Annotated in this window: 22 protein-coding genes; 7 read left to right on the top strand and 15 right to left on the bottom strand. The window is 66.7% G+C overall.

Going from position 1 to position 22,189, the window contains the following annotated elements; genetic code table 11:
* Nucleotides 1-155: 155 nt before the first annotated feature.
* Genes OIU93_RS03145 through OIU93_RS03155 form a run of 3 tightly spaced genes read right to left on the bottom strand, consistent with a single transcriptional unit; the run spans nt 156 to nt 3,323 of the window.
* Nucleotides 156-1,700: a tripartite tricarboxylate transporter permease gene (locus OIU93_RS03145; protein WP_264268625.1), complete on the bottom strand. Its 1,545-nt coding sequence runs from the start codon at nt 1,698-1,700 to the stop codon at nt 156-158.
* A gap of 1 nt (nt 1,701) precedes the next feature.
* A complete protein-coding gene (locus OIU93_RS03150; protein ID WP_264268626.1) occupies nt 1,702-2,343 on the bottom strand; it encodes a tripartite tricarboxylate transporter TctB family protein in 642 nt (213 codons plus the stop codon).
* Nucleotides 2,340-3,323, bottom strand: a complete 984-nt coding sequence (locus OIU93_RS03155; protein WP_264268627.1) for a tripartite tricarboxylate transporter substrate binding protein — start codon at nt 3,321-3,323, stop codon at nt 2,340-2,342. The genes OIU93_RS03150 and OIU93_RS03155 overlap by 4 nt, the downstream gene beginning before the upstream one ends.
* 208 nt (nt 3,324-3,531) lie before the next feature.
* On the opposite strand from OIU93_RS03155, the gene OIU93_RS03160 reads away from it, so the two are divergent.
* The 5 genes from OIU93_RS03160 (at nt 3,532) to OIU93_RS03180 (ending at nt 8,866) form a co-directional block, all read left to right on the top strand.
* Nucleotides 3,532-5,085: an ATP-binding protein gene (locus OIU93_RS03160; protein ID WP_264268628.1), complete on the top strand. Its 1,554-nt coding sequence runs from the start codon at nt 3,532-3,534 to the stop codon at nt 5,083-5,085.
* On the top strand, nt 5,082-5,816 hold the full coding sequence (locus OIU93_RS03165) for a response regulator (RefSeq protein ID WP_264268629.1): 735 nt from the start codon (nt 5,082-5,084) through the stop codon (nt 5,814-5,816). Before OIU93_RS03160 ends, OIU93_RS03165 begins: the two co-directional genes overlap by 4 nt.
* A 129-nt stretch (nt 5,817-5,945) precedes the next feature.
* Nucleotides 5,946-7,430 carry an FAD-dependent tricarballylate dehydrogenase TcuA gene (tcuA, locus tag OIU93_RS03170; protein ID WP_264268630.1) on the top strand — a complete coding sequence of 495 codons (1,485 nt, stop codon included), beginning with the start codon at nt 5,946-5,948 and terminating at the stop codon, nt 7,428-7,430.
* 50 nt (nt 7,431-7,480) lie between these two features.
* A complete protein-coding gene (locus OIU93_RS03175) occupies nt 7,481-8,134 on the top strand; it encodes a GntR family transcriptional regulator (RefSeq protein WP_264268631.1) in 654 nt (217 codons plus the stop codon).
* A gap of 30 nt (nt 8,135-8,164) precedes the next feature.
* Nucleotides 8,165-8,866, top strand: a complete 702-nt coding sequence (locus OIU93_RS03180) for an NADPH-dependent F420 reductase (RefSeq protein ID WP_264268632.1) — start codon at nt 8,165-8,167, stop codon at nt 8,864-8,866.
* A gap of 73 nt (nt 8,867-8,939) precedes the next feature.
* On the opposite strand, the gene OIU93_RS03185 is transcribed toward OIU93_RS03180, so the two are convergent.
* Together OIU93_RS03185 and OIU93_RS03190 are read right to left on the bottom strand one after the other, a co-directional pair.
* Nucleotides 8,940-9,740 carry a 3-hydroxybutyrate dehydrogenase gene (locus OIU93_RS03185; RefSeq protein ID WP_264268633.1) on the bottom strand — a complete coding sequence of 267 codons (801 nt, stop codon included), beginning with the start codon at nt 9,738-9,740 and terminating at the stop codon, nt 8,940-8,942.
* A 47-nt stretch (nt 9,741-9,787) separates the two neighbouring features.
* On the bottom strand, nt 9,788-11,161 hold the full coding sequence (locus OIU93_RS03190) for an MFS transporter (RefSeq protein WP_264268634.1): 1,374 nt from the start codon (nt 11,159-11,161) through the stop codon (nt 9,788-9,790).
* 155 nt (nt 11,162-11,316) lie between these two features.
* Here OIU93_RS03190 and OIU93_RS03195 point away from each other — a divergent pair, with 155 nt between their 5' ends.
* The gene (locus tag OIU93_RS03195; RefSeq protein WP_264268635.1) at nt 11,317-12,249 is read left to right on the top strand and encodes a LysR family transcriptional regulator; all 933 of its coding nucleotides are present in this window, start codon (nt 11,317-11,319) and stop codon (nt 12,247-12,249) included.
* A 24-nt stretch (nt 12,250-12,273) separates the two neighbouring features.
* Here the strand turns inward: OIU93_RS03195 and OIU93_RS03200 are convergent, their stop codons facing one another.
* The 4 genes from OIU93_RS03200 to OIU93_RS03215 form a co-directional block, all read right to left on the bottom strand.
* Nucleotides 12,274-13,233 carry a D-2-hydroxyacid dehydrogenase family protein gene (locus OIU93_RS03200; protein WP_264268636.1) on the bottom strand — a complete coding sequence of 320 codons (960 nt, stop codon included), beginning with the start codon at nt 13,231-13,233 and terminating at the stop codon, nt 12,274-12,276.
* Between the two features lie 196 nt (nt 13,234-13,429).
* Nucleotides 13,430-14,308, bottom strand: a complete 879-nt coding sequence (locus OIU93_RS03205) for an SDR family oxidoreductase (protein ID WP_264268637.1) — start codon at nt 14,306-14,308, stop codon at nt 13,430-13,432.
* Nucleotides 14,309-14,554: 246 nt separating this feature from the next.
* Nucleotides 14,555-14,977 carry an arsenate reductase ArsC gene (locus tag OIU93_RS03210; RefSeq protein WP_264268638.1) on the bottom strand — a complete coding sequence of 141 codons (423 nt, stop codon included), beginning with the start codon at nt 14,975-14,977 and terminating at the stop codon, nt 14,555-14,557.
* 66 nt (nt 14,978-15,043) lie between these two features.
* Nucleotides 15,044-15,718 (bottom strand): metalloregulator ArsR/SmtB family transcription factor, encoded by a 675-nt coding sequence (locus OIU93_RS03215; protein ID WP_264268639.1) that lies wholly within the window; start codon nt 15,716-15,718, stop codon nt 15,044-15,046.
* A 46-nt stretch (nt 15,719-15,764) separates the two neighbouring features.
* On the opposite strand from OIU93_RS03215, the gene OIU93_RS03220 reads away from it, so the two are divergent.
* Nucleotides 15,765-16,505, top strand: a complete 741-nt coding sequence (locus OIU93_RS03220) for an MIP/aquaporin family protein (protein ID WP_264268640.1) — start codon at nt 15,765-15,767, stop codon at nt 16,503-16,505.
* Between the two features lie 109 nt (nt 16,506-16,614).
* Here OIU93_RS03220 and pcaC read toward each other — a convergent pair whose 3' ends face one another.
* The 6 genes from pcaC to OIU93_RS03250 all read right to left on the bottom strand — a co-directional run bounded on the left by pcaC (nt 16,615) and on the right by OIU93_RS03250 (nt 22,095).
* Nucleotides 16,615-17,022 (bottom strand): 4-carboxymuconolactone decarboxylase, encoded by a 408-nt coding sequence (pcaC, locus tag OIU93_RS03225; protein WP_264268641.1) that lies wholly within the window; start codon nt 17,020-17,022, stop codon nt 16,615-16,617.
* Nucleotides 17,019-17,834, bottom strand: coding sequence for an alpha/beta fold hydrolase (locus tag OIU93_RS03230; protein ID WP_264268642.1), 816 nt, complete (start codon nt 17,832-17,834; stop codon nt 17,019-17,021). Before OIU93_RS03230 ends, pcaC begins: the two co-directional genes overlap by 4 nt.
* Nucleotides 17,831-19,240 (bottom strand): lyase family protein, encoded by a 1,410-nt coding sequence (locus OIU93_RS03235; protein ID WP_264268643.1) that lies wholly within the window; start codon nt 19,238-19,240, stop codon nt 17,831-17,833. Before OIU93_RS03235 ends, OIU93_RS03230 begins: the two co-directional genes overlap by 4 nt.
* A 171-nt stretch (nt 19,241-19,411) precedes the next feature.
* A complete protein-coding gene (gene pcaG, locus OIU93_RS03240) occupies nt 19,412-20,005 on the bottom strand; it encodes a protocatechuate 3,4-dioxygenase subunit alpha (RefSeq protein WP_264268644.1) in 594 nt (197 codons plus the stop codon).
* A 1-nt stretch (nt 20,006) separates the two neighbouring features.
* Nucleotides 20,007-20,840: a protocatechuate 3,4-dioxygenase subunit beta gene (gene pcaH / locus OIU93_RS03245; protein WP_264268645.1), complete on the bottom strand. Its 834-nt coding sequence runs from the start codon at nt 20,838-20,840 to the stop codon at nt 20,007-20,009.
* 58 nt (nt 20,841-20,898) lie between these two features.
* Complete coding sequence (locus OIU93_RS03250) at nt 20,899-22,095, bottom strand: 4-hydroxybenzoate 3-monooxygenase (protein ID WP_264268646.1); 1,197 nt, start codon at nt 22,093-22,095, stop codon at nt 20,899-20,901.
* Nucleotides 22,096-22,189: the final 94 nt, after the last annotated feature.

Raw genomic sequence — 22,189 nt, forward strand, 5'->3', positions numbered from 1 at the left:
CTGCTCGCGGAGATTGGAAGGCTTTTCGTGAAAACTTTAGTGGCTACAGTTTTCGGCCAAAAGAGGGGAATTGCCCCGGAACCATGCGGTTCCGAGGCAATTCCTTAACGTAACCTCAGCTTAGCTGGTGGTTCGGGTCAAGCAAGCCCGAATGCCTAGACGCCGATCTTGTTGGAGTCGAATTTCATGGCCTGGTTCCTTGCCGCCTTGCTGTGGCGGAGGTGCTGAATGCCGGTGATCACGAGGGTGATGGCCAGCAGTCCATACAGCACCATGGTGACCGGGCTGTCGATGAGGATCGACAGGTCGCCTTCCGAGACAGTCAGCGCGCGGCGCAGTTCCGTTTCGGCCAGGGGCCCGAGGATCACCGCGATCAGTACCGGGGCGAGCGGGAACTTGTAGCGGCGCATCAGGAAGCCCAACAGGCCGATGACCAGCAAGATCCACAGGTCGACGATCGAGGAACTGATCGCGTAGACGCCAAGTACCGAGAGCACCGTAATGCCCGCATAGAGGTAGTGCCGGGGGATGAGCAGAAGCTTGGCCCAGAGCACGGCGAACTGCATGTTCAGGATCAGCAGGACGACCAAGCCAATGAACAGCGACGCGAGCAGCGTCCAGACCATCGGACCGCTGCGTTCGAACAGCAACGGGCCCGGCTGCATTCCATACTGCTGGAAGGCGGCCAACATGATGGCAGCTGTTGCCGAGGTGGGAAGGCCGAGGGCGAGCAGGGCGCCCATGGCGGTGCCGGCCGTGGCATTCGCCGCGGCTTCCGGGGCAGCAACGCCACGGATCGACCCGGTGGTGCCAAAATCGGTGTCACCGTTGCGGGCAGCGAGCCTCTTTTCCAGGCCGTAGGCCATGAACGTGGGAACCTCGGAACCGCCGGCGGGAATAACGCCGAAGGGAACGCCGAATGCGGTGCCACGCAACCATGCAGGCATGGCCCTGCGGATGTCTTTCAGTTCCAGTCGCGGCCGGCCCTTGGATTCAACCCGGACGGCCGTCTCGTCGCGGTGGATACGTGAGGCGATATGCAAGACTTCACCCAGTGCCAGCAGCCCAACGGTGATCACGACGATGGACATGCCGTCGAAGAGCTGCGGCAAGCCCAGGGTGTAGCGGGCAGTTCCGGACGGGCCGTCCACGCCGACCAGGGCAAGGACGAGACCCAGTCCCAAGGACATCAGGCCCTTGACCACTGAATCGGAGACCACGGAGGAAATCGCAAGGAAGGCGAAGACCGCCAGGGCGAAGTATTCGGCGGGGCCGAATGCCGTTGCCATCTTCACCAGCACCGGGGCGAAGAATACGACTACCGTCGTCGCAATGAGGCCACCGATGAAAGCTCCCATGGCCGCAGTGGCCAGTGCCTTCGCGGCCCTGCCATCAAGTGCCATGCGGTGGCCCTCGAAGGTGGAGGCGATGGCAGATGAATTGCCTGGCGTGTTAAGCAGGATCCCGGAGGTTGAATCCCCGAAGAGACCACCAAAGTAGACCCCGGCGAACATGATGAATGCCGCGGTCGGATCAAGCGAAAAGGTAATGGGAAGCAACAACGCGACGGCCATAGCCGAACCGAGTCCGGGCAGCACGCCCACGGCGGTTCCGAGGACCGCGCCGATCAGCACCCACAAAAGATTCATGGGAGTCAGGGCCTGCGAGAAGCCCTCCATCAACAGGGATAAGGATTCCATGTCAGATCAGTCCTTCCAGGAAGCCGGAGGGCAGGTTGAGGCCGAGTCCGGCATTGAAGGCCAGCTGGATGACCGCGGAAAAAAGGATGGAGACGCTGAGGTCGAACAATGGACGTCGGCTTCCCAAAGCGCGGCACACGACCCAGAACAGGCCAGCAGCACTCAGTATCCAGCCCAGGACGGGCAGCGCCAGAATGAACGCAGCCACTGCTCCGATGACCATTCCGAGCGTCTTCCAATCCGAGTAGGCCTTGCGTTTACCTGTGGCCGAAGGCAGCGTGCTTGAGCCATAGATGGATGTGCGCTCGGTGTCGGCCAGATCGCCGAGCATGTCCGTGGAAAAGTCGGGGTTCTGCCCTTCGCTGTCCTCGTGCGGGAAACGCCGAGTGCGCAGGATCTGCACCGTGTGGATGGCGGCCACCGAGAACAGCAGCACACAGACGATGGTGGGGAAGAACTGCGGGCCCGGAACGCTGGTGCCCATCACCTGCATGGTCGCGGTCCCGTAGGAGAGGAAGCCGGCGAGGATGAATACCAATGCCGGGACGATCAGCTCGCTGCGTCCCGACCAGAAGCCGGTGATGCGTATCGGGTAGTCATCTGCCGTCCGCACGGTTGCGGAGGATTCGTCGATCGATTTCACAGTCCCAGTCCTTCCACGATGTCCTTGGTCACTGCGACCTCCGAGTCGATGAACTCCTCGAATTCGTCGCCCGTCATGAAGCTGTCCGTCCAGCTGTTGCGTTCCAACGCTCCCTGCCAGTGCTCGGTCTGGCGATATTCGGAAACGATGTCCACGAATTCCTGCTTTTGCTCCTCGGTGATGCCGGGGGCAGCAGCGACGCCGCGCCAGTTGGCCATCGAGGCGTCGACGCCCTGTTCCTTGAAGGTGGGGATATCGACTCCGGGGAGACGCTCTTCCGAGGAAATTGCCAAGGCGCGCAGGCTGCCGGATTCGATTTGATCGGCTACCTCGTTGTAACCAGACATTCCGCCGACGGTCGTTCCGGAAAGCATCGAGGTCAGCGCCTCGCCGCCGCCGGAGTAGGCGATGTAGTTGGTCTCGATCGGATCGATGCCGACCTTCTGTGCCACCAAGCCGGTCAGCAGGTGGTCGATGGAACCCAACGAACCGCCGGAGATCGAGGTCCCGCCGGGATTCTCCTTCCAGCGCTTGACGAAGTCATCCAGCGTCTTGAACTCCGACTTGGCCGGCACCACCAACACGGCGAAGTCATCTGCAAGCCGGGCAATGGGCACGATGTCGTCGAAGGTGGACTCGGAGTCGGAGAGCTCGATGGCGCCGACCATGACGCCGCCGGTGACCATCAACATGTCGTGGCGACCGTGCATCTGGACGAACTGGCTCAAGCCGATGGTTCCGCCGGCACCTGGCACATTGACGACCTGCGCGTTGTTCACCACGCCACCTGACTTCAGGGCCTGCTGTGACTCGCGGGCGAACCCGTCCCAGCCACCGCCGGGAGCCGCCGGGGCCATGAGGACGAGTTTCGAACGCGCGGTCGCCTCGCCTCCGCTTGCGGCCGCATTGACCAGTGCCAGACCCGCCACGACAGCGACGACGGTGCCGTACAGCGTCTTCTTGATTATGCTCTTGCTCATTTTCATCCGTAATCTCATGGGTGGTGGACCGGGTGTCATTGGCGGGTCCCTCGACCACAAAGGTGCCAGAGAAGTGATCTGAAGCACAGCGAAAATGTGCTTTAGTTCATAAGAACAGTAAAGAAAACAAAGTCAACGAAAAGTGAAAGAGGCCCGAAGCACAGTGCGATCCCTGTCTAGACACCGCCGCCGGGCACAGCTCTTGGCCATGCAGCTGGGAATCGTGCTGGGGTTGATGAGCGCCGTGTCCGTCGTGATCCTGGTCTTCGAGGACCACCGAACCCAGGAAGTCGCCTTTGACCGGGTCCACACCGTGGCTCTCCAGATGGCCGCCAACGAGTCGGTGCGGGAAAGCCTGGATGGCCCCAGGGCCACCGAGGTGATCGCGCCGATTGCCGAGCTCGCGACATCGGTTTCCGGGGTCCAATATGTGACAGTGGCGGATCTGGCGGGCATCCGGGTGGCGCACCCGGAACCGGAACTCATCGGGGAGCCGGTGTCCTCGGATCATGACGCGGTCCGGGAGGGGCAGTCCTTCCGGGGCACCGAGATGGGGCCGCAGGGCGTGACGCTTCGGGCGAAGGAGCCGGTGCGTTTCAACGGGAAAATTGTCGGAACCGTGTCGGTGGGCATCTTGCAGAGTGAGATTCGCGGGGAACTGCTGGAAATCGTGGCTGAGGTGGCTCCCTGGATCCTGGGCGCGGCGGCCTTGGGAACCGTTGCCTCGGCAGTGGTCGCACGGGTAGTCCGCAGGCGGATCTACGGCGTCGAGCCAGAAGCCGTGGCGGGCCTGCTGCAGTCCCAACAGGCATTGCTGTTCAGCGTGCATGACGGCGTCGTCGGCGTGGATTCCGCGGGGCGGCTGACCTTGGTCAACGACGAGGCGCGGCGCCTGCTCGGGCTGACGGGGGAGGTCGTGGGGAAATTGGCCTCCGAGGTGCTCGATCCCACTGTCAGCGCCCAGCTCGGCAGCGAAGACCCGGGGGCCGAGGAAACGCAATACGTCCTGTCGGGGGAGCGCATCCTGGTGGCAACCCGGCGCGAGGCGCTGGCCAACGGCAAGTCGCTGGGCCGGACGCTGACGCTGCAGGACCGCACCGAGCTGGAGGAAACGCTGCGCGAATTGCATGGGCAAAGAAGCCTCGCCGACGCCTTGAGCTCGCAGGCCCACGAGTTCGCGAACCGGCTGCATGTGCTCTCGGGCTACCTGTCCTTTGGCGAGCCGGGGGAGGCCGCCGAGTACCTGCAGCGGATCAGCGGCGCCGCCCTCGGGGCAGACGCCGGGATCCTGAAGGATCCGGCGCTCTCCGGGCTCGTCGGCGCCAATGCGGCAGGTGCGCGCGAAGCCGGGGTGAGGCTGCTGGTGGATCCGGAATCCCGCATCGAACCGGGCTGGCGTGCGGACGAGGACGTCCTGACGGTGGTCGGGAACTTGCTGGGCAACGCGATCGAGGCCGCCGGTGACGGGGGAACGGTGCGGCTGCTGGTGAAGGCCGGGCCCGGGCGCCTGGGCATATGGGTGGAGGACAGCGGACCGGGCATTGACCCGGGCGAGGTGGATCAGATCTTTCGCCGCGGGGTGAGCAGCAAGGCCGACACCGGGCGCGGCATCGGACTGGCCCTGGTGGACCGGGTGATCCGGCGCCGTGCCGGTTCGGTGTCGGTGGATACCGGGGAACTGGGAGGGGCCTTGTTCGCGGTCGAGTGGAATGGGGTGGCGCCGGGGACGGCGCCGGGAAGCCAAACGGAGGAACCGGCATGATCAGGACCTTGGTTGTCGACGACGATCCGGATATCGCACGCCTTCATTCCCGCTACGTGGCAGCGCTCGAAGGGTTCGAGGTGGCCGGCGTGCTGGAGCGCGGCGGACCTGTCCTGGCGTTTCTCGAGGCGGAGCACGTCGACCTGGTATTGCTGGATGTGAACCTGCCGGACATGGACGGCCTCCAGGTGCTGGAGGATCTGCGCGGCAGCGGGCACGACACCGGCGTCATCATGATCACCGCTGCCAGCGAGCGCGACACCGTGCGCTTCGCCGTTGGCCGCGGCATCGACGACTACCTGGTCAAGCCCTTCACCGTGACCGATTTCAACCGCCGGCTCGAGGCTTTCAGGGCTTCGCGGTCAGTGGAGGCGGCGCAGGCCGAACCGTCCCTGGCCCAGGAGGACATCGATTCGATGCTGCGGGCCGGGGTGCCGGAGCGGCGCGGCGACGGACAGGCCGTGCCGGCTGCTGCGGCACATGACGCGCCGCTGCCCAAGGGATTTTCCCGGCCAACCGTCGAGCTGGTGGGCCAGGCGCTGCGCGCTGCGACTGGCGCGGGCGGGACCGGCGACATGTCCGCCGCCGAGATCTCCGAGACCTGCGGAATTTCCCGGGTGAGTGCGCGGCGGTACCTGGAAATGATGGCCGGGCGCGGGCTGGCGGAATTGCGGCCCAAGTACGGCGCGCCCGGCCGCCCGGAACACCGCTACCGCTGGACCGGCCGGTAGCCGCGCCAAGCCCCGCTTCACCGACCAAGGAACGACACCCTCTGGCGCTCTGTGTATATTTGTGTATACACTCGTATCCAGAAGGTTCCGGACGGGGGCCGAAGACAGGGAGGCTCGATCATGGGCAGCATGGAAAACGAAGCAGGCAACGAACTCGCGGCAGACGTCATTGTCGTTGGCGGCGGCAACGCGGCCTTCACCGCGGCGCACGCCGCGAGGGAGCGCGGGCGCAAGGTGCTGCTGCTCGAGAAGGCACCGCGCGAGCTCTTTGGCGGCAACAGCTACTACACCGCCGGTGCCACCCGCATCGCCCACAACGGCATCGAGGACCTGAGTGACTTCATCGAAGCCGACGAACGCCACGCCGTCAGCGAGGTCCCGCCGTACTCCGCAGCCGATTATGCGGCCGATCTCAAGAAGGTCACCGAGGGACGCAACGACCCGGAGCTGACCGAGGTTTTGGTCAACGAGGCCGCACCGGGCTTGCGCTGGCTCCAGAGCCTGGGCCTGAAGTACCGCCTGATGTACGAGCGCCAGGCCTACGAGCGCGAGGACGGCAGCTACCTCTTCTGGGGCGGTCTGCATGTCGGAAACGTCGGCGGCGGAGAGGGCCTGATGCACGACCACGTCGCCGTCGCGGCCAAGCTCGGCACCGAGGTCCGCTACGGGCAGGACGTCTTCGACCTGATCATCGAGGACGGCGCCGTCAAGGGCGTCAAGGTCCGCGCCGAGGACGGCAGCGTGCAGGAGCTGCGCGCCGAATCGGTGGTCCTGGGTGCCGGCGGCTTCGAATCGAACCCTGAACTGCGACGCAAGCACCTGGGCGAAGGCTGGGAGAACGCCAGGATCCGCGGCACCGCCTTCAACCACGGCGAGATGATTACTGCCGGCCTGGCCGCCGGCGCGGCCAAGGGCGGGGACTGGGGAACCTGCCACTCCGTGCAGTGGGATGCAGACCCCGCCATCAACGAATCCAACCGCGAGCTGACCAACCGGCTGACCCGCCAGAGCTACCCGCTGGGCATCATCGTGAACAACCGCGGCGAGCGCTTCCTGGACGAGGGCGCCGACTTCCGCAACCTCACCTACGCCAAGTACGGACGGGTCATCTTGCAGCAGCCGGATTCCGTTGCCTACCAGGTCTTCGATGCCTCGCTGCGCCCAATGCTGCGGGCCGAGGAATACGAGATGCCCGGCATCTCCGAGGTCATCGCCGACACCATCGAGGAACTGGCCGACAAGCTGGGCGTGGACGCCGCGGCGCTGTCCAAGACCGTCAGCGAGTTCAACGACTCCATCGACACCTCGATCGCCTACGACCCGAACGTGCTCGATGGCCGCGCGGCCAAGGTGGCCCCGCCGAAGAGCAACTGGGCCATGCCCCTGGAGACCGGCCCGTTCTATGCCTACCCGGTCACCTGTGGCATCACCTTCACCTTCGGCGGCCTGAAGTCCGACACCCACGGACGGGTGCTGAACGAGGACGGCGAGCACATCGACGGACTGTATGTCTGCGGCGAAATGCTCGGCGGGCTCTTCTCCGCCAACTACCCGGGCGGTTCAGGGCTTGCGGCCGGCGTCGTGTTCGGTCGCCGTGCCGGTACGCTGGCCTAGGCAAGAAATTACGACGGAGCCCCTTTTACGCGGGGCGGAGGTGGGTTGAGATGGTGGCAAAGGTGGATTCGGAGACGATCCATGCCGAACTGCGTGCCGAAATACTGCACGGCTCCCACGCCCCGGGCACCGCGTTCAAGGAAGTTGCCCTGGCAGGCCGCTTCGGCGTCTCGCGCACCCCGGTGCGCGAGGCGCTGGGCCGGCTCCAGCAGGAGGGGTTGCTCGAACGCGGGGTCCGCGGGCTCCAGGTGCGCAACATCGACCCCGAGCAGCTCATGCAGGTCTACGACCTGAGGATCTTGCTGGAGGGGCAGGCCGCCCTGGAAGCAGCCGCCACGCGGACCGAGATGGACTTGATCCGCCTTGAGGGCCTGGTTGATCGGGACAGGGCATTGCCGGATCCGGATGACCAGACGCGTCTGCGCACCAACATCGAGTTCCACTCCGCACTCTGGACGGCGGCGCACAACCCGATCCTGAAGGACCTGCTGGACCGCCTGTCGACCCACCAGATCCACGCGCCCTCCTCGACCCTGTCGGTCGGCGCCAGGTGGGCGGATTCCCTGGACGAGCATGCCGAGATGGTGCGGCTCATCCGGAACCGCGATGGCGCCGAGGCGCAGGAGGCCATGCGCCGGCACATGGGCGAGGCGCGCAGGATCCGGCTCTCGCTCTTTGGGCAGATAGGCCTGCCCAACGGCTGAAACGCCGGCACCGCCCCGCCCGACACGGGCTTGACCGGGCCCCGCCGGTCCGCATGGAATGCCGATGGCCGTGAAGTTGTTGTGATCCACATGACAACCATCGGCATCATCGGTGCAGGAAACATTGGCTCCCAGATCGCACGCAAGGCCGTGCAATTGGGTTACGACGTGGTCATCAGCAACTCGCGAGGCCCCGAAACCCTCGCGGACCTGGTGGCCGAACTGGGACCCCGGGCGCGTGCCGCGACGGCCTCGGAAGCGGGGACCGCGGCGGACTTTGCCGTGCTCACCATCCCGTTGGGGAACTTGGACCGGATTTCGGCGGAATCGCTGGCCGGCAAGGTCGTGATCGACACCATCAACTACTACTGGGAGCGCGACGGCCACATCGAGGCCCTGGATCGCGGGGAGGCCGCGACCTCGGGCATGGTCCAGGAGCACCTGCGGGACTCGCGGGTGGCCAAGGGTTTCAACCATATTCTCGCAGCAGAAATCACCACGACCGGAACCCCGGAAGGGACCGAAAACCGCCGGGCGCTGGCCACTGCCAGCGACCAAGCAGACGCCTCGGCACTCGTGGCCGAGCTCTACGACGAGTTCGGCTTTGACACGGTGGATATCGGCCCGCTCTCCGAGAGCTGGCGGGTGGAGCGCGACCGCCCCGCCTACGTGGTGCGGCAGAATGCGGCAGAGCTGGAGACAAACCTGGCTCGTGCCCCACGGACCGTGTAGAACGCTGCGGCAAGCCGACCCGTGCGCCGTTTCCGGCAGCACACGGCGCACGACCACCGGGAGACGGTGAAAGCTAACGGGCCGACCAGCCGCCGTCCATGGTGTAGCTGGCGCCGGTGACCATCGATGCCTCGTCACCGGCCAGCCAGGCCACCAGCGATGCCACTTCCTCCGGTTCGACCAGGCGCTTGATGGCGCTCTCGGTCAGCATGATCTTGGCCAGCACCTCGGCCTCGGGGATGGAATGGACGCGGGCCTGGTCCGCCAGCTGCTTCTCCACCAGCGGGGTCCGCACGTAGCCGGGGTTGACGCAATTGCTGGTCACCCCGAACTCCCCGCCCTCCAGCGCGGTGACCTTGGACAGGCCCTCGAGCCCGTGCTTGGCCGTCACGTAGGCGGACTTGAACGGGGAGGCGCGCAACCCGTGCACGGAGGAGACGTTGATGATCCGTCCGAATCCCTGCTCGTACATCTTGGGCAGCGCCGCGCGGATCAACAGGAACGGGACCTCCACCATGAGGGTCATGATCCGGCGGAAGTCCGCCGGGTCGAAGTCCTGGATCGGGCTGACGTGCTGGATCCCGGCGTTGTTGACCAGGATGTCCACCCCGTCCAGCGCCTGCGCCAGTTTTTCGTCGGTGACGGCGGCCGGGTCGAGCAAATCCACCGCCCAGGCGGTGCCGCCGACTTCCGCGGCCACCGTCCTGGCTCCCGCCGCGTCCTTGTCAGCGACGACGACGTGGGCGCCGCGGGCGGCCAGCGTGCGCGCCGCGGCCAGGCCGATCCCGCTGGCGCCGCCGGTGACCAGCGCCCGCCTTCCCGAGAGCGGCTGCAGGGCGGACGTGGTCGTCCGTTCGGTTTCCTGGTTCGTCATGTGTTTTCCCTTGGGTAGAACGTGGTGGGTGCGGGGCGCGGGGGCGCTTAGCCGTTGACCCGGGCGGTGTTCAGCCCGTGCTTGCGGGCATCGGCGTCGTCGATGTCGTGGAGCGAGGCGCCACGGGTTTCCTTCAGGGTCACCACCGCGACGGCGGTGACGGCGCAGGCCGCCGCGACGTAGATGGCCACCGGCAGCCAGGAGCCGAAGTCCTTGAGCAAGGCGGTCGCGATGATCGGCGCCATCGAGCCGGCCACGATCGAGGTGACCTGGTAGCCCAGGGAAACCCCGGAGTAGCGCATGCGGGTCGGGAACATCTCGGCCATGATGGCCGGCTGCCCGGCGTACATCAGCGCGTGGAAGCACAGTCCGATGGTGACGGCCAGGATGATGACGACCGGGTTGCGGGTGTCGAACATCGGGAAGGCGAAGAACGCCCAGGTGGCCCCGAGCACCGCTCCGGCCAGGTAGACCGGCTTGCGCCCGAAGGCGTCGGAGAGCCGTCCGACCTGCGGGATCACCAGGAAGTGGATGACGTGGGCGACCAGCAGGGCCAGCAGCAGCTGGCTCGTGTCATAGGCGTGCACTGTCTTCAGGTACACGATGGTGAAGGAGACGATGATGTAGTAGAGGATGTTCTCGGCAAAGCGCAGGCCCATGGCCCCGAAGATGCCCTTGGGGTACTTCTTCACAACTTCAAGCACGCCGTAGCTGGCTGCCTTGTCGGCTTCCACCTGGGCGCGGGCCTCGAGGAAGATCGGCGCCTCGGACACGTGGGTGCGGATGTAGTAGCCGATGACGACGATGACCGCGGACAGCCAGAAGGCCACGCGCCAGCCCCAGGAAAGGAACTGGTCGGACGGAAGGATCCAGCTCATGCCCAGCAGCACCAGAGTGGCCAGCAGGTTGCCCACCGGAACGGCGGCCTGCGGCCAGCTGGACCAGAACGCACGCGACTTGTTCGGGCTGTGCTCGGCCACCAGCAGGACGGCACCGCCCCATTCGCCGCCCACGGCGAAGCCCTGGACGAAGCGCAGGATCACCAGCAGCGCCGGCGCCCAGTAGCCGATGGAGTTGAAGCCAGGCAGGCAGCCCATGAGGAAGGTGGCGACGCCGACCATGATGATGGTGACCTGCAACGTGTGCTTGCGCCCGAGCTTGTCGCCGATCTGGCCGAACACGATGCCGCCCAGCGGCCGGGCGATGAACCCCACCGCGTAGGTCAGGAATGCCGCAATGATGCCGTCCAGCTCGCTGTCGGCGTTGGGGAAGAAGAACTTGCCGAAGACAAGGGAGGCCGCGGTGGCGTAGAGGAAGAACTCGTACCACTCCACCACCGTGCCCACCATCGAGGCGGCGACGATCTTTCTCAGCCCCGAGTCCTCTTTCGTGCCTGCATCCGTTGGCTGGTTGACGCTCATCGGCGCACTCCTTTGTTCTGCCGGTGTCTACGTCGACCTCGGCGTTGCGGGTGGTCCTGTGACCCATCGCACAGGAAGACTCCACCCAGTATGGACACGAACCCGACTCTGCAACAATGACCACTTAGGCAGAGATCGGGTGCAGAATTGCAGATATGAATTCCCCGTCGACCGGCGGCACCGCCGCCAACCCCGATGACCTGCTGATCCTGCTCGCCGTGGCGCGCACCGGGCGCTTCACGACCGCGGCCGAAAGCCTGGGCCTGAACCACACCACCGTCTCGCGCCGGATCGCCGCCCTGGAAAAGGCCCTTGGGGGCCGAACGCTGGCGCGCACCGTGGGCGGGTGGGAGCTGACGGACCTGGGCCGAAGGGCAGTGCGGGCGGCGGAGGACGTGGAAACCGCGGTGGCCACCATCGTGGCGGGCGATGAAGACGCGGACAAGATCGCCGGCGTGGTGCGCATTTCCGCCACCGACGGATTCAGCGCGTTCATCATTGCCCCGGCCGTGGCCCAGCTGCGCCGAAAGCACCCGAAGCTCAGCGTGGAGATCGTCAACGTCACCCGCCGGGCGCTGCAGCACCGCTCCGGGCTGGACCTGGAGGTGGTGGTCGGCGAGCCGCAAGTGCACCGGGCGGAGGCGATCCGGCTCGGCGACTACACGCTGGGGATGTACGCTTCGCGCCGCTACCTGGATGAATTCGGCACGCCCTCCGGTGTGGCCGAACTGGGCGCACACGGGCTGGTGTACTTCGTCGACTCGATGCTGCAGGTCGATGACCTGGATGCCCCGCGCCGGCTGGTTCCCGGGATGTCGGATGCGCTCAGCTCCACCAACGTCTTCGTCCACGTCGAGGCCACGCGTGCCGGGGCCGGGATCGGCTTCCTGCCCTGCTACATGGCCGACCGCCACCCGGATCTGGTGCGGCTGTTGCCCGGGGACTTCGCCGAACGGCTGCCGTACTGGATGGTGCTGCGCCCGGACTCGCTGCGCCAGCCCGCGGTCGCCGCGGTGGCGCAGGCGCTGCGGAACCGCACGGCCGCCGTCCAGGAGGCCCTGCTGGGCGCCGAGGTGCTGGAGTCCTGAGGATTCCCGGGGCACCGCCCGGGCTCAGCCCAGCAGGTTGACCGGCGTCCCCGCCGCCCACGCGGCAATGTCCTTGACCGCGCCGGTGTAAAAGATCCTGAACTGGTCCTCGGTCACGTAGCCCAGGTGCGGGGTGGCGATCACCCCGGGGGTATGGGCCAGGCGGTGGTTGGCGGGCAGGGGCTCGATGTCGAATACGTCGATGGCGGCCAGCGCCGGGGCGCCGAATTCCAATGCAGCCACCAGGGCATCCTCGTCGATGATGGCGCTGCGCGAGGTGTTGACCAGGATCGAGCCGTGCTTCATCAGCGCCAGCTGCCGCGCTCCCACCACGCCGGTGGAACGCTCGGAGAGCTTGAGGTGGATGGTGAGCACGTCGCTGCGCGCAAAGAGCTCATCCTCGCCGACCAGCTCGACCCCGACCTCCGTGGCGCGTTCGGCGGTGAGGTTTTGGCTGTGGGCGATGACCCGCATTCCGAAAGCCTGGCCGATGCGGGCGACCTGGCTTCCCAGCTTGCCCAGGCCGTAGACCCCGAGGGTCTTTCCCGACAGCTCGGTGCCCAGGGTCTGCTGCCACGGTTGGTCGGGTGCCGCCGGGCGTGCGGCGGAGAACAACTCGACATCCAGGCGGCGGGCCGCCGCCATGATCAGCGCCCAGGTGTGTTCGGTAGCCGCCGCAGGGCTGCCGGCGGTGCCGCACACGGTGATGCCCAAGTCACTCGCCGCGTCCAGGTCGATCGAGGCATTGCGCATGCCCGTGGTGACCAGCAGCCGCAACGACGGGAGCCGGCGCAGCCGCTCCGCGGTGAAGGGGGTGCGTTCGCGCATGGCCACGATGACGTCGAAGTCCCGCAGCGCGGCGGCGACCGCGGAATCGTCGTGCCCCAGGAACGCGGTGAAGAAAACGACCTCGCCGGGAAGCGAATCCCAGTCGGCGAGGGAAGAGGCAACGTCTTGGTAGTCATCGAGGACGGCTATGCGCATGGCCCCAGTCTAGAAGCCCCGGGGCGGGTACGGTGCAGACACGGCCGCGGTGCACCGACGCGAACTCGGAAGATGCCGCCCCGGTCGCGCCGCCGAACGAACCGAAAGACGGACAAGTCCATGAACGGGCGGCAGGGCATTCCGTGGCGGATACCCCTGCCGGCCGCTCGCCGCGGACCACTGCCCCCCCCGGCGGTTAGGCCTGTTGGGTGGCCAATTCGCCGGCGGCGGAGCGAACGGCCTGGGCCAGCGTCGTTGCGGGCCTGCCGATCAGGGAGCTCAGGGCGTTGCCCTCGACGAGCAGCTCGCCGCGGGCGATGCCGCTGTCGCTGTCGGCCAGGATCCGCGCAAAGGACTCGGGCACCCCGGCGCCCACGAGCAAGCGCGAGAAATCCTCCTCCGGCAGGTCCTGGTAGGTCACTGTCTGGCCCGTGGCGGTGCTGACCTCGCGGGCCAGATCGTCAAGGGTGAAGGATTCTTCGCCGCCCAGCTCGTAGACCATGCCCGCCTGGTCGTCCGCGAGAAGCACCGCCGCGGCGGCCTGGGCCAGATCGGCCCGGCTGGCGCCGTTGAGCCGGCCTTCGCCCGCGCTGCCGAAGACCGAGCCATGCTGCAGGTATCCTTCCAGCTGGTCGGTGTAGTTTTCCAGGTACCAGCCGTTGCGCAACAGGACGTAGGGGATCCCGGAATCGCGCAGTGCCCGCTCGGTTGCCTGGTGGTCCTCGGCCAGGGCCATGGTGGTGGTGTCGGCGTTGGGGATGCTGGTGTAGGCCAGCAGCTGGACACCTGCCTCCTTGGCGGTCTCGATGACGTCGAGGTGCTGGGCCACGCGCGGACCCGGCTCACTGCCGGATACCAGCAGCAATTTCTCGACACCGGTGAATGCCTCGCGCAGCGATGCGGGGTCGGAGTAGTCCATGGCGCGGACCTGGACCCCGAGTTGGGCGAGGTCGGCGAGCCTCGAAAGGTTCCTGCCCCCTGCCACAATCTGTTCCGCGGGAACGCTTCGCTCCAGGAGCGCTTCAACAACGAGGCGGCCGAGCTTGCCGGTGGCGCCGGTGACGAGAATGGTCATGGGGGAGTCCCTTCAAGGAATAATGACTGTCCCCCATCACAACCGCGGATCCGGAACATTACTTCCCGAAAGTCGGAACGCACTTTAATGCAAGGTGTTTTCACCTCGGCAACCCGGCGCCTCCAACCATTGGATGTTGAGTGCCGCGGCGAGCCGGGATTTGAGTCCGCGCTTGCTGCAGGCGAACAGCACTATCGGTGTTTTGCCTGGTCCGCTCACGGCGTGGTCTCTTGGATCCGGGGTGTATTAGGCGGCGGCTGGAGCGAGGGACTCGATGAGGCCCTCGATTCGGGTCTTGATTTCGTCGCGGATCGGACGGACTGCGACGACGCCCTGGCCGGCGGGGTCCTCGAGGACCCAGTCCTCGTAGCGCTTGCCGGGGAAATACGGGCACTCGTCGCCGCAACCCATGGTGATGACGACGTCGGATTCCTTGACGGCTTCGGTCGTGAGGACCTTGGGGATCTCGGCGGACATGTCGATGCCGAGTTCGGCCATGGCCTCGACGGCAGCCGGGTTGACCGCGTCCGCGGGCTGCGAGCCCGCCGAACGGACCTCGATGGCGCCGCGGGAAAGCGTGGTGAGGAACGCGGCGGCCATCTGGGAGCGGCCCGCGTTGTGCACGCAGACGAAGAGGACGGATGGCTTCTTGGTGGTTTCAGTGCTCACGGGTGTCTCCTGTGTGGGGTCGTGTGGGTGTCGGAACGGATGGGGTTCACGCATTCGTCGGCTCGTCTACGCGGCGTGCAGCCGGGGTGCGAGGCCTTGGACGCGGCGGGCGATATCGAGGTAGGCGTCTTCGAAGGCGGCGCCGGTGTCCAGGCGCAGGGGATCGGGCACGGACCAATGGATGCCGTCCAGCTCGGTCAGTTCCTCGTGGGCGTTGTCGCACACCGTCACGATGAAGTCCCCGTCGCGGGCTACCTGCTCCAAGCTTCGGGGCGCGAGGCCCGTAAGCTCCAGGCCATGGCGAAGGGCAACCTCGGTGGCGCCTTGGGCAATGCGGTCCGCCGGATGCGTCCCGGCCGAAGTCGCCGGAATTTCGCTGACTTGCCGCCAAAGCGCGGTCGCAAGTTGCGAACGGGCGCTGTTGCGCGTGCAGACAAACAGGATGCGGTGGGCACCATGCTCGGTGCCCGGGACCAGCCCGTCCAGTGCGCCGGTGGCCAGCCGGAAATAGCTACGGCGCTTGTCGGCCTCGGAGCGTTGGCGCATGATGAGGCCGGCCCCTTCCAACGCGCGCAGGTGGTGGGAAAGCAGGTTCGAGGGCATTCCGAGCTCGGCCTGCAGCTCCTTGGGGGAAAGGTCGCCCAGGGTCAGCATGTCCACGATGCGCAGTCGCGCAGGATCCGCGAGGGCGGCATGCCTTGCGGCACGCTCCCTCAGGGAATCCGTTAGCTCAATATTCATTGGTTCAACTTTGACTGAGATAAATTATTCTGTCAAGCTGATTTCCATGACTTCACACCAGCCGCCATTGTGGCGCCGCGCCATCGCCGAAGTGCTTGGAACCGGCTTGCTTGTGGCCATCGTCGTCGGTTCGGGGATTGCCGCCCAGCAGCTTTCCCCGAACGACATCGGCCTGCAGCTGCTCCAGAACAGCACCGCAACCGTGCTGGGCCTGACGGTGTTGATCCTCGTGTTGGGACCGGTCAGCGGCGCACACTTTAATCCCGTGGTTTCCCTGGTCGACTCGATCCTGGGCAGGCGCAGCGGCACCGGGCTGAGCGTGCCCGAGCTTGGAACCTACGTGGTGGCGCAGACGGTGGGTGGCATCGGCGGCAGCGTCTTGGCGAACGCCATGTTCGAGGTGGGCACCTCAATTTCCACCAAGGACCGGGCCACCCCGGGGCATTTGCTGGCCGAGGTGGTTGCCACCGCCGGGCTCGTCCTGCTGATCTTCGCACTGGCCGCCACCAACAGGGGCGTGTTGGCCGCGCCGGCGGTTGGTGCCTACATCGGGGCGGCGTACTGGTTCACCTCCTCGACATCGTTCGCGAACCCGGCTGTGACCGTGGGACGTATCTTCAGCGACACGTTTGCCGGCATCGCCCCCGCATCGACCCCCGGCTTCATCGTGGCGCAGCTGATTGGTGCGGCGGTGGGCCTGGGCCTGCTCCTTGTCCTTTTTCCGTTCGCGGGACGCTCCGCGGACGACGTGGTGCTCCCGCACGGCGCCGAGAGCCCCAACCCCTAGCAGTTGTCACCGACGGCCTGCGGACGCCCGGACATGAACCACAAACGCCGGGCCCCTGACGATTCAGCTGAATCGTTAGGGGCCCGGCGTTTTGTGTGTGGCAGGAAGCCTATTTGGCGTCCTGCGCCTCATATTCGGCAAGGACTGCCTTGCCGATCTTGAAAGCGGTGTTGGCCGCAGGTACCGAGCAGTAGATGGCCGACTGCAGGAAGACTTCCTTGATCTCGTCCGGGGTCATGCCGTTGCGCAATGCGGCGTGCACGTGCATTTCCAGTTCTTCCCAGTAGCCGCCGGCGATCAGCGCGGTCAGCGTGATGGCGCTGCGTGTGGTGCGCGGAAGCCCGTCGCGGGTCCAGATGGTGCCCCAGGCGTAGCGGGTGATCATTTCCTGGAACTCGTCGGTGAAGTTGGTCGAGTTGGCCGTGGCGCGCTCGACGTGTTCGGTGCCCAGGACCTGCTTGCGGACCTCGAGCCCGGCGTCGTAGGTGTCGCCCGGCAGGCGGGAAGAATCGGTCATGCCTTGGTCTCCTGTGTGACGGAAGCAAAGAACTCGACCAACAGTGCGGCGGTCGCCTTCGGGTCCTCGGCCGGGGCCAGGTGCGCGACGGTGTCGATGGTGGCAGCCTGGGCGTTGGGTGCGTGCTCGGCGATGAACTGCGCGTCGGCCGGCGGGCAGACGACATCGTGGGCACCGGCGATGGCCAGGATCGGGTCCTGCATGGAGGGAAGCGCCTCGCGCAGGTCGAAGCCGGCCAGGGCGCCGCAGACGTGCGCGTAGGCGAAGCGGTCCGCATCCTGCAGGTTGTGCAAAAGGTCGGTGGACACCACCGGGTTGGCCTCGATGAAGCCGGGGGCGAACCAGCGCTCGGCCGAACCGGAGAGAACCACCGGGGTGCCGGCCTTGGCCACGAGCTCGGCGCGTTCCGTCCAGCCCTCCGGGGTGCCGATCTTGGCCGCGGAGCAGATGACCGAGAGCCCGGCGAAGGCACCGGGGAAGTCGTTGGCCAACTGCAGGGCAATGGCCCCGCCCACGGAAACGCCGGCGTAGTACAGCGGGGCCGACGCGGTGATGGCCTTGTCGGTCTCCAATGCCTCGATCATCTTGATGACACCGGCGGCCAGCTCGGCCATGGAGAATTCCTCGGTGGAGGGAGCGGATTCGCCGTGGCCGGGCAGATCCCAGGCCACCAGCTGGAAGTGCTCCTTGAGGAACGGCACGGCCGGTCCCCACAGGGCCAGCGAGCCGGTGCCCAGCGAGGGGCCCAGCACCAGGGTGGGGAGGTCGGCTGCCGAATGCAGCAGGGACGGGGTCAGGGCGGGAATGCTCATGAGTCCTTCCAATCTGTGAAGTCTTCGCGGATACGGGTAATGAAATCGGTGGCCGAACCCAGGTAGCCGGCCGGGTCCAGCAGGTCATCGAGGAACAACTGGTTGTCCATGTCCGAGGGCAGCGCCCCCTGCAACAGGGTACGCAACGGGGTGCCGGTGCGCAGGGAATCAAGGACCAGTTCCTGCACCGCGGCCTTGCCGCCCGCAACCAGGGGTGCTGCGACGGTGGCGATGCGTTCGGAAACCAGCAGGTCCCCGGACAGGGCCATGTTCCGCGACATGGCCTCGGGGTGCACGCCCAGCCCGGTGGCCAGGACTGCCGCATGGTGCGCGGCGCCCCCGGCCAGGCGGACTAGCTCGCGCACCGAAGCCCACTCGGCGTGCCAGCCGCCGTCGGGGCGTTCGTCCACCGCCGTGCCGGCGGCGGTGTAGAGCGCGGCAACGTGGGCGGGGGCGGAGAGTGCCGCGTTGCGCAGCAGCACCGAGTGCACGGGGTTCTGCTTTTGCGGCATGGCCGAGGACCCGCCCTTGCCCGCCTCGCGCGGTTCGGACAGCTCGCCGATTTCCGGGCGCGAGGCGGTGAGCACGTCGGCGCCGAAGGTGCCCGCGGCGGCGATGACGGATCCCAGCGCGGAGCCGAGCCCCAGCACGGGCTGGCGCACGGTGTGCCACGGGGCGATCGGTGCGACCAGGCCGAGTTCTGCCGCCAGCGCGGCGGTGAGCTCGTGGGCGCGTTCGGCCAGGCGCTTTTCGGACTTGTACGGCAGCGCGGAACCCAGGCGCTGGTGCAGCGAGGCCAGGGTGCCCACGGCACCGCCCCATTGCAGCGGCAGGGAGGCGGCGACGGCGTCCAGTTGGCGCCCGGCGGCGGTGAGGGATGAAAGCCAATTGGCGGCGCGCAGCCCGAAGACCGTGGGCAGTGCATGTTGGGTGAGCGAGCGCGCCACGCACAGCGTCGAGGCATGGGCCGCACTGATCTCGGACAGGGCGCCGGCTGCGGTGAGCAGGTCGGTGCGGATGGCCGCGATGGAGCGGGAGGCAACGAGCATCAGGGCGGAATCGATGATGTCCTGGCTGGTGGCCCCGCGGTGCAGGGCGGTCGCGGCGGTGGCCGGTGCCCCCGTGTCAGCGAGTTGCTTGCGCATCATGCCCAGCAGCGGGATCAGCGCGTTGGCGCCGTCCGGGCCCGCGGAGGCGAGTGCGGCCAGGTCGTAGAGTTCGACCTTGGCGATCTGCTCCACGGCCTGCGCATCCGCGGAGCTGCACAGCCCGGCTTCGGCCTGGACCTTGACCCAGGCGGCCTCGACATCGAGCATTCCCTGGGCGAAGGCGGCGTCCGAGGCGGTTTGCGCCACGGGCGTCGCCGCCCATGCCGGGGTCAACAATCCGTAATCGGCCGGGTACATGGGCGGTGCTTCTCCTGTGGGTCTGTGGTTCGGGGGGTGTTGCAGGCGGTGGGGGCGTGAACCCCACAAAACCCCCGCAGCGCGGGAACCCGCCTTTTCCATCATCCCGGTTTGGGAGGGGATCGGCGAGTTCCGTGGCGCACGGGGGTCACATGCGGGATGCGGCGTTGGCTAGCTCTCGCGCGGGTAGGAGAGGAACACCGTTTCGTCCTCGCCCTGGAGCGAAATGTCGAAGCGCAGCGAACCGTCCTCCTCGCGGGTGGCGATCAGCGTCTTGCGCTGTGCGTCGTCCAGCGAGGAGAGCAGCGGATCGCTGGCCAGTGCCGCTGTGTCCTCCGGCAGGTAGATGCGGGTGAACAGGCGGTTGAGCAGGCCGCGGGCGAACACCGTGAGCATGATGAACGGTGCCTTGCCGGCCTCGGTGGCCCCGGGGTTCAGCGTGGTGAAGGTGTAGTGCCCGACGTTGTCCACGGCGGTGCGGCCCCAGCCGGTGAAGGTGTAGCCGTCGCGCACCAGCGAGCCGTCCTTGGAGACGATGTTGCCGTGCTCATCGGCCTGCCAGATTTCCAGCAGGGCGTCGGGGATCACGGTGCCGGCACCGTCGGTGACCACGCCGTGCAGGCGCACCGAAGCAGGGTGGGCCTGGTTGACCAGCTCGTTGTCCTTCTCGAAGGGCAGCGCGTAGCCGTAGAACGGGCCGATGGTCTGGCCCGGCGTGGCGGCGAGCTTGAGCGCGGGGGCCTGGGTGTTTGGTGACTGTGCCATGTTAGTGATCTCCCTCTTCGTCTTCCATCCAGGTCCGGTTGCTGCCGGTGAGCACGATGTCCCAGTTGTAGCCCGTGGCCCATTCGTGGGAGGTGATCGAGTGGTCGTAGGTGGCGACCAGGCGGTCGCGGGCGTCCTTGTCCGTGATGGCCTGGTAGATCGGGTCCAGGCTGAACAGCGGATCGCCCGGGAAGTACATCTGGGTGATCATGCGCTGGGTGAAGTCGGTGCCGAAGAGCGAGAAGTGGATGTGCGCCGGGCGCCAGGCGTTGTGGTGGTTCTTCCACGGGTATGGTGCCGGCTTGATGGCGGTGAAGGAGTATTCGCCGTAGGGTCCGGTGATCGCGCGGCCCACGCCGGTGAAGTTCGGATCGATCGGGGCGGGGTGCTGGTCGCGCTTGTGGATGTAGCGTCCGGCGGCGTTGGCCTGCCAGATTTCCACCAGCTGGCCGGCGACCGGGCGACCGTCTCCATCGAGCACGCGGCCCGCGACCACGATGCGCTCGCCGATGGGCTCGCCGTTGTGCTGGATGGTCAAATCCGATTCCAGGGCGTGCACGTCGCGCTCGCCGAAGGCGGGGGAGTGCAGCTCGATGGTCTCGGGGTCCGCGTGGTGCAGATTCTTGGTGGGGTGGCGCAGCAGCGAGGAACGGTAGGGGGCGAAGTCGATGCGCGGCTGCGTCTCGGCCTTCTTCCCGTCCACGACCGACTGGCGGTAGGCCGCGTGGATGTCGGTGATTTCCTTGCTGATGGATTCCTGCGAGACGGTCGTGGCGGCGGGGTCCAGGACGTGCGAATCGTTGAACGTCTCGTTCGCGGTGGTTTGGGTGCTCACTGCGTGCTCCTTTCGGTGGGGCGTGCGGATGTGGTGAAGGGGGTGAACGGGGGCGGGGCTAGGCGTGCGGCCAGCCGGTGTAGGACTCGGCCAGGTATTGCTGTCCGTAGCGCGAGGAGGTGACGGTGTCGAGCTCGCCCAGGGCGCGCTTGGCCATGAACGGGTCGGCGTCCACCGGGGTGTGCAGCATCGAGGTCATCCAGTAGGAGAAGTTCTGCGCCTTCCACACGCGTTTGAGAGCCTTGTCCGAGTAGCCGTGCAGCAAGGACTCGTTCCGGGTGGCGTAGAAGGAGTCGAGGGCCTCGAAGAGCACCTTGACGTCGGCGAACGCGAGGTTCAGGCCTTTGGCGCCGGTGGGCGGGACGGTGTGCCCGGCATCGCCGATGAGGAACATCCGGCCGTGGGAGAGCGGTTCGCGCACGAACGAGCGGAACTTCAGCACGGTCTTGTCGAAGATGTTCCCGGTCTTCAGGGTGAAGCCGTCGGGTCCGTCGACGCGGCGCTGCAGCTCGTTCCAGATGCGGTCCTGCGACCAGTCATCGACGTTCTCGTTCGGGTCGCACTGGAAGTACATGCGCTGGACGGTCTCGGACCGCTGGGAGATCAGCGCGAAGCCGTGCGGGGAGTTGGCGTAGATGAGTTCGGGGGCGGACTTGGGTGCCTCGGTGAGGATCCCGAACCAGGCGAAGGGGTACTCGACCTTGAAGTCCTTGCGGTTGGTGTCGGGCATCTGCCGACGGCAGAAGGAGCGCGAGCCGTCCGCGCCGACCAGCACGTCGCAGTGCACCTCGAACTCGGCACCCGTCTCGTCGGTGAAGCGGAACTTGGGGGTGTCGGTTTCCAGGTCCAACAGCTCGGTGACCTCACTGGAGTAGCGCACGTCCCCTGCATCGCGCTTGCGTGCGGCGGCGAGGTCGACGAAGACCTCGTTCTGCGCGTAGAGGGTGACGGTGGCGTCGACCAGGTCGCGGAAGTTCAGCGGGTGGGATTCGCCGTTGAAGCGCAGGTCGATCCCGGCGTGCTCGTCCCCGTGGGTGAGCACGCGTCCCTCGACACCGGAGTCCACCAGCATCTTCACGGCCTGGGACTCCAGGATCCCGGCGCGGTGGGTGTTGCGGATGGTCTCGTGGTCCCGGGCCTCCACGACGATGTTCTCGATGCCGGTCTTGGCGAGCAGGTGCGAAAGCATCAGGCCGGCGGGGCCGCCGCCGACGATGCCGACCTGGGTCTTGAGAATGGTGCGCGCTGTTGCCATGGGGGGATCGCGTTCCTTTGGTGCGGCGGATCGGCGGGTGGCAGCGGCACGTCGTCGTGTGGTGTGCGCCCGGCAGCGATCTGGGTTTGTGGGG

This window comes from Paeniglutamicibacter sp. ZC-3 (assembly GCF_025847175.2).
Classification (GTDB): domain Bacteria; phylum Actinomycetota; class Actinomycetes; order Actinomycetales; family Micrococcaceae; genus Paeniglutamicibacter; species Paeniglutamicibacter sulfureus.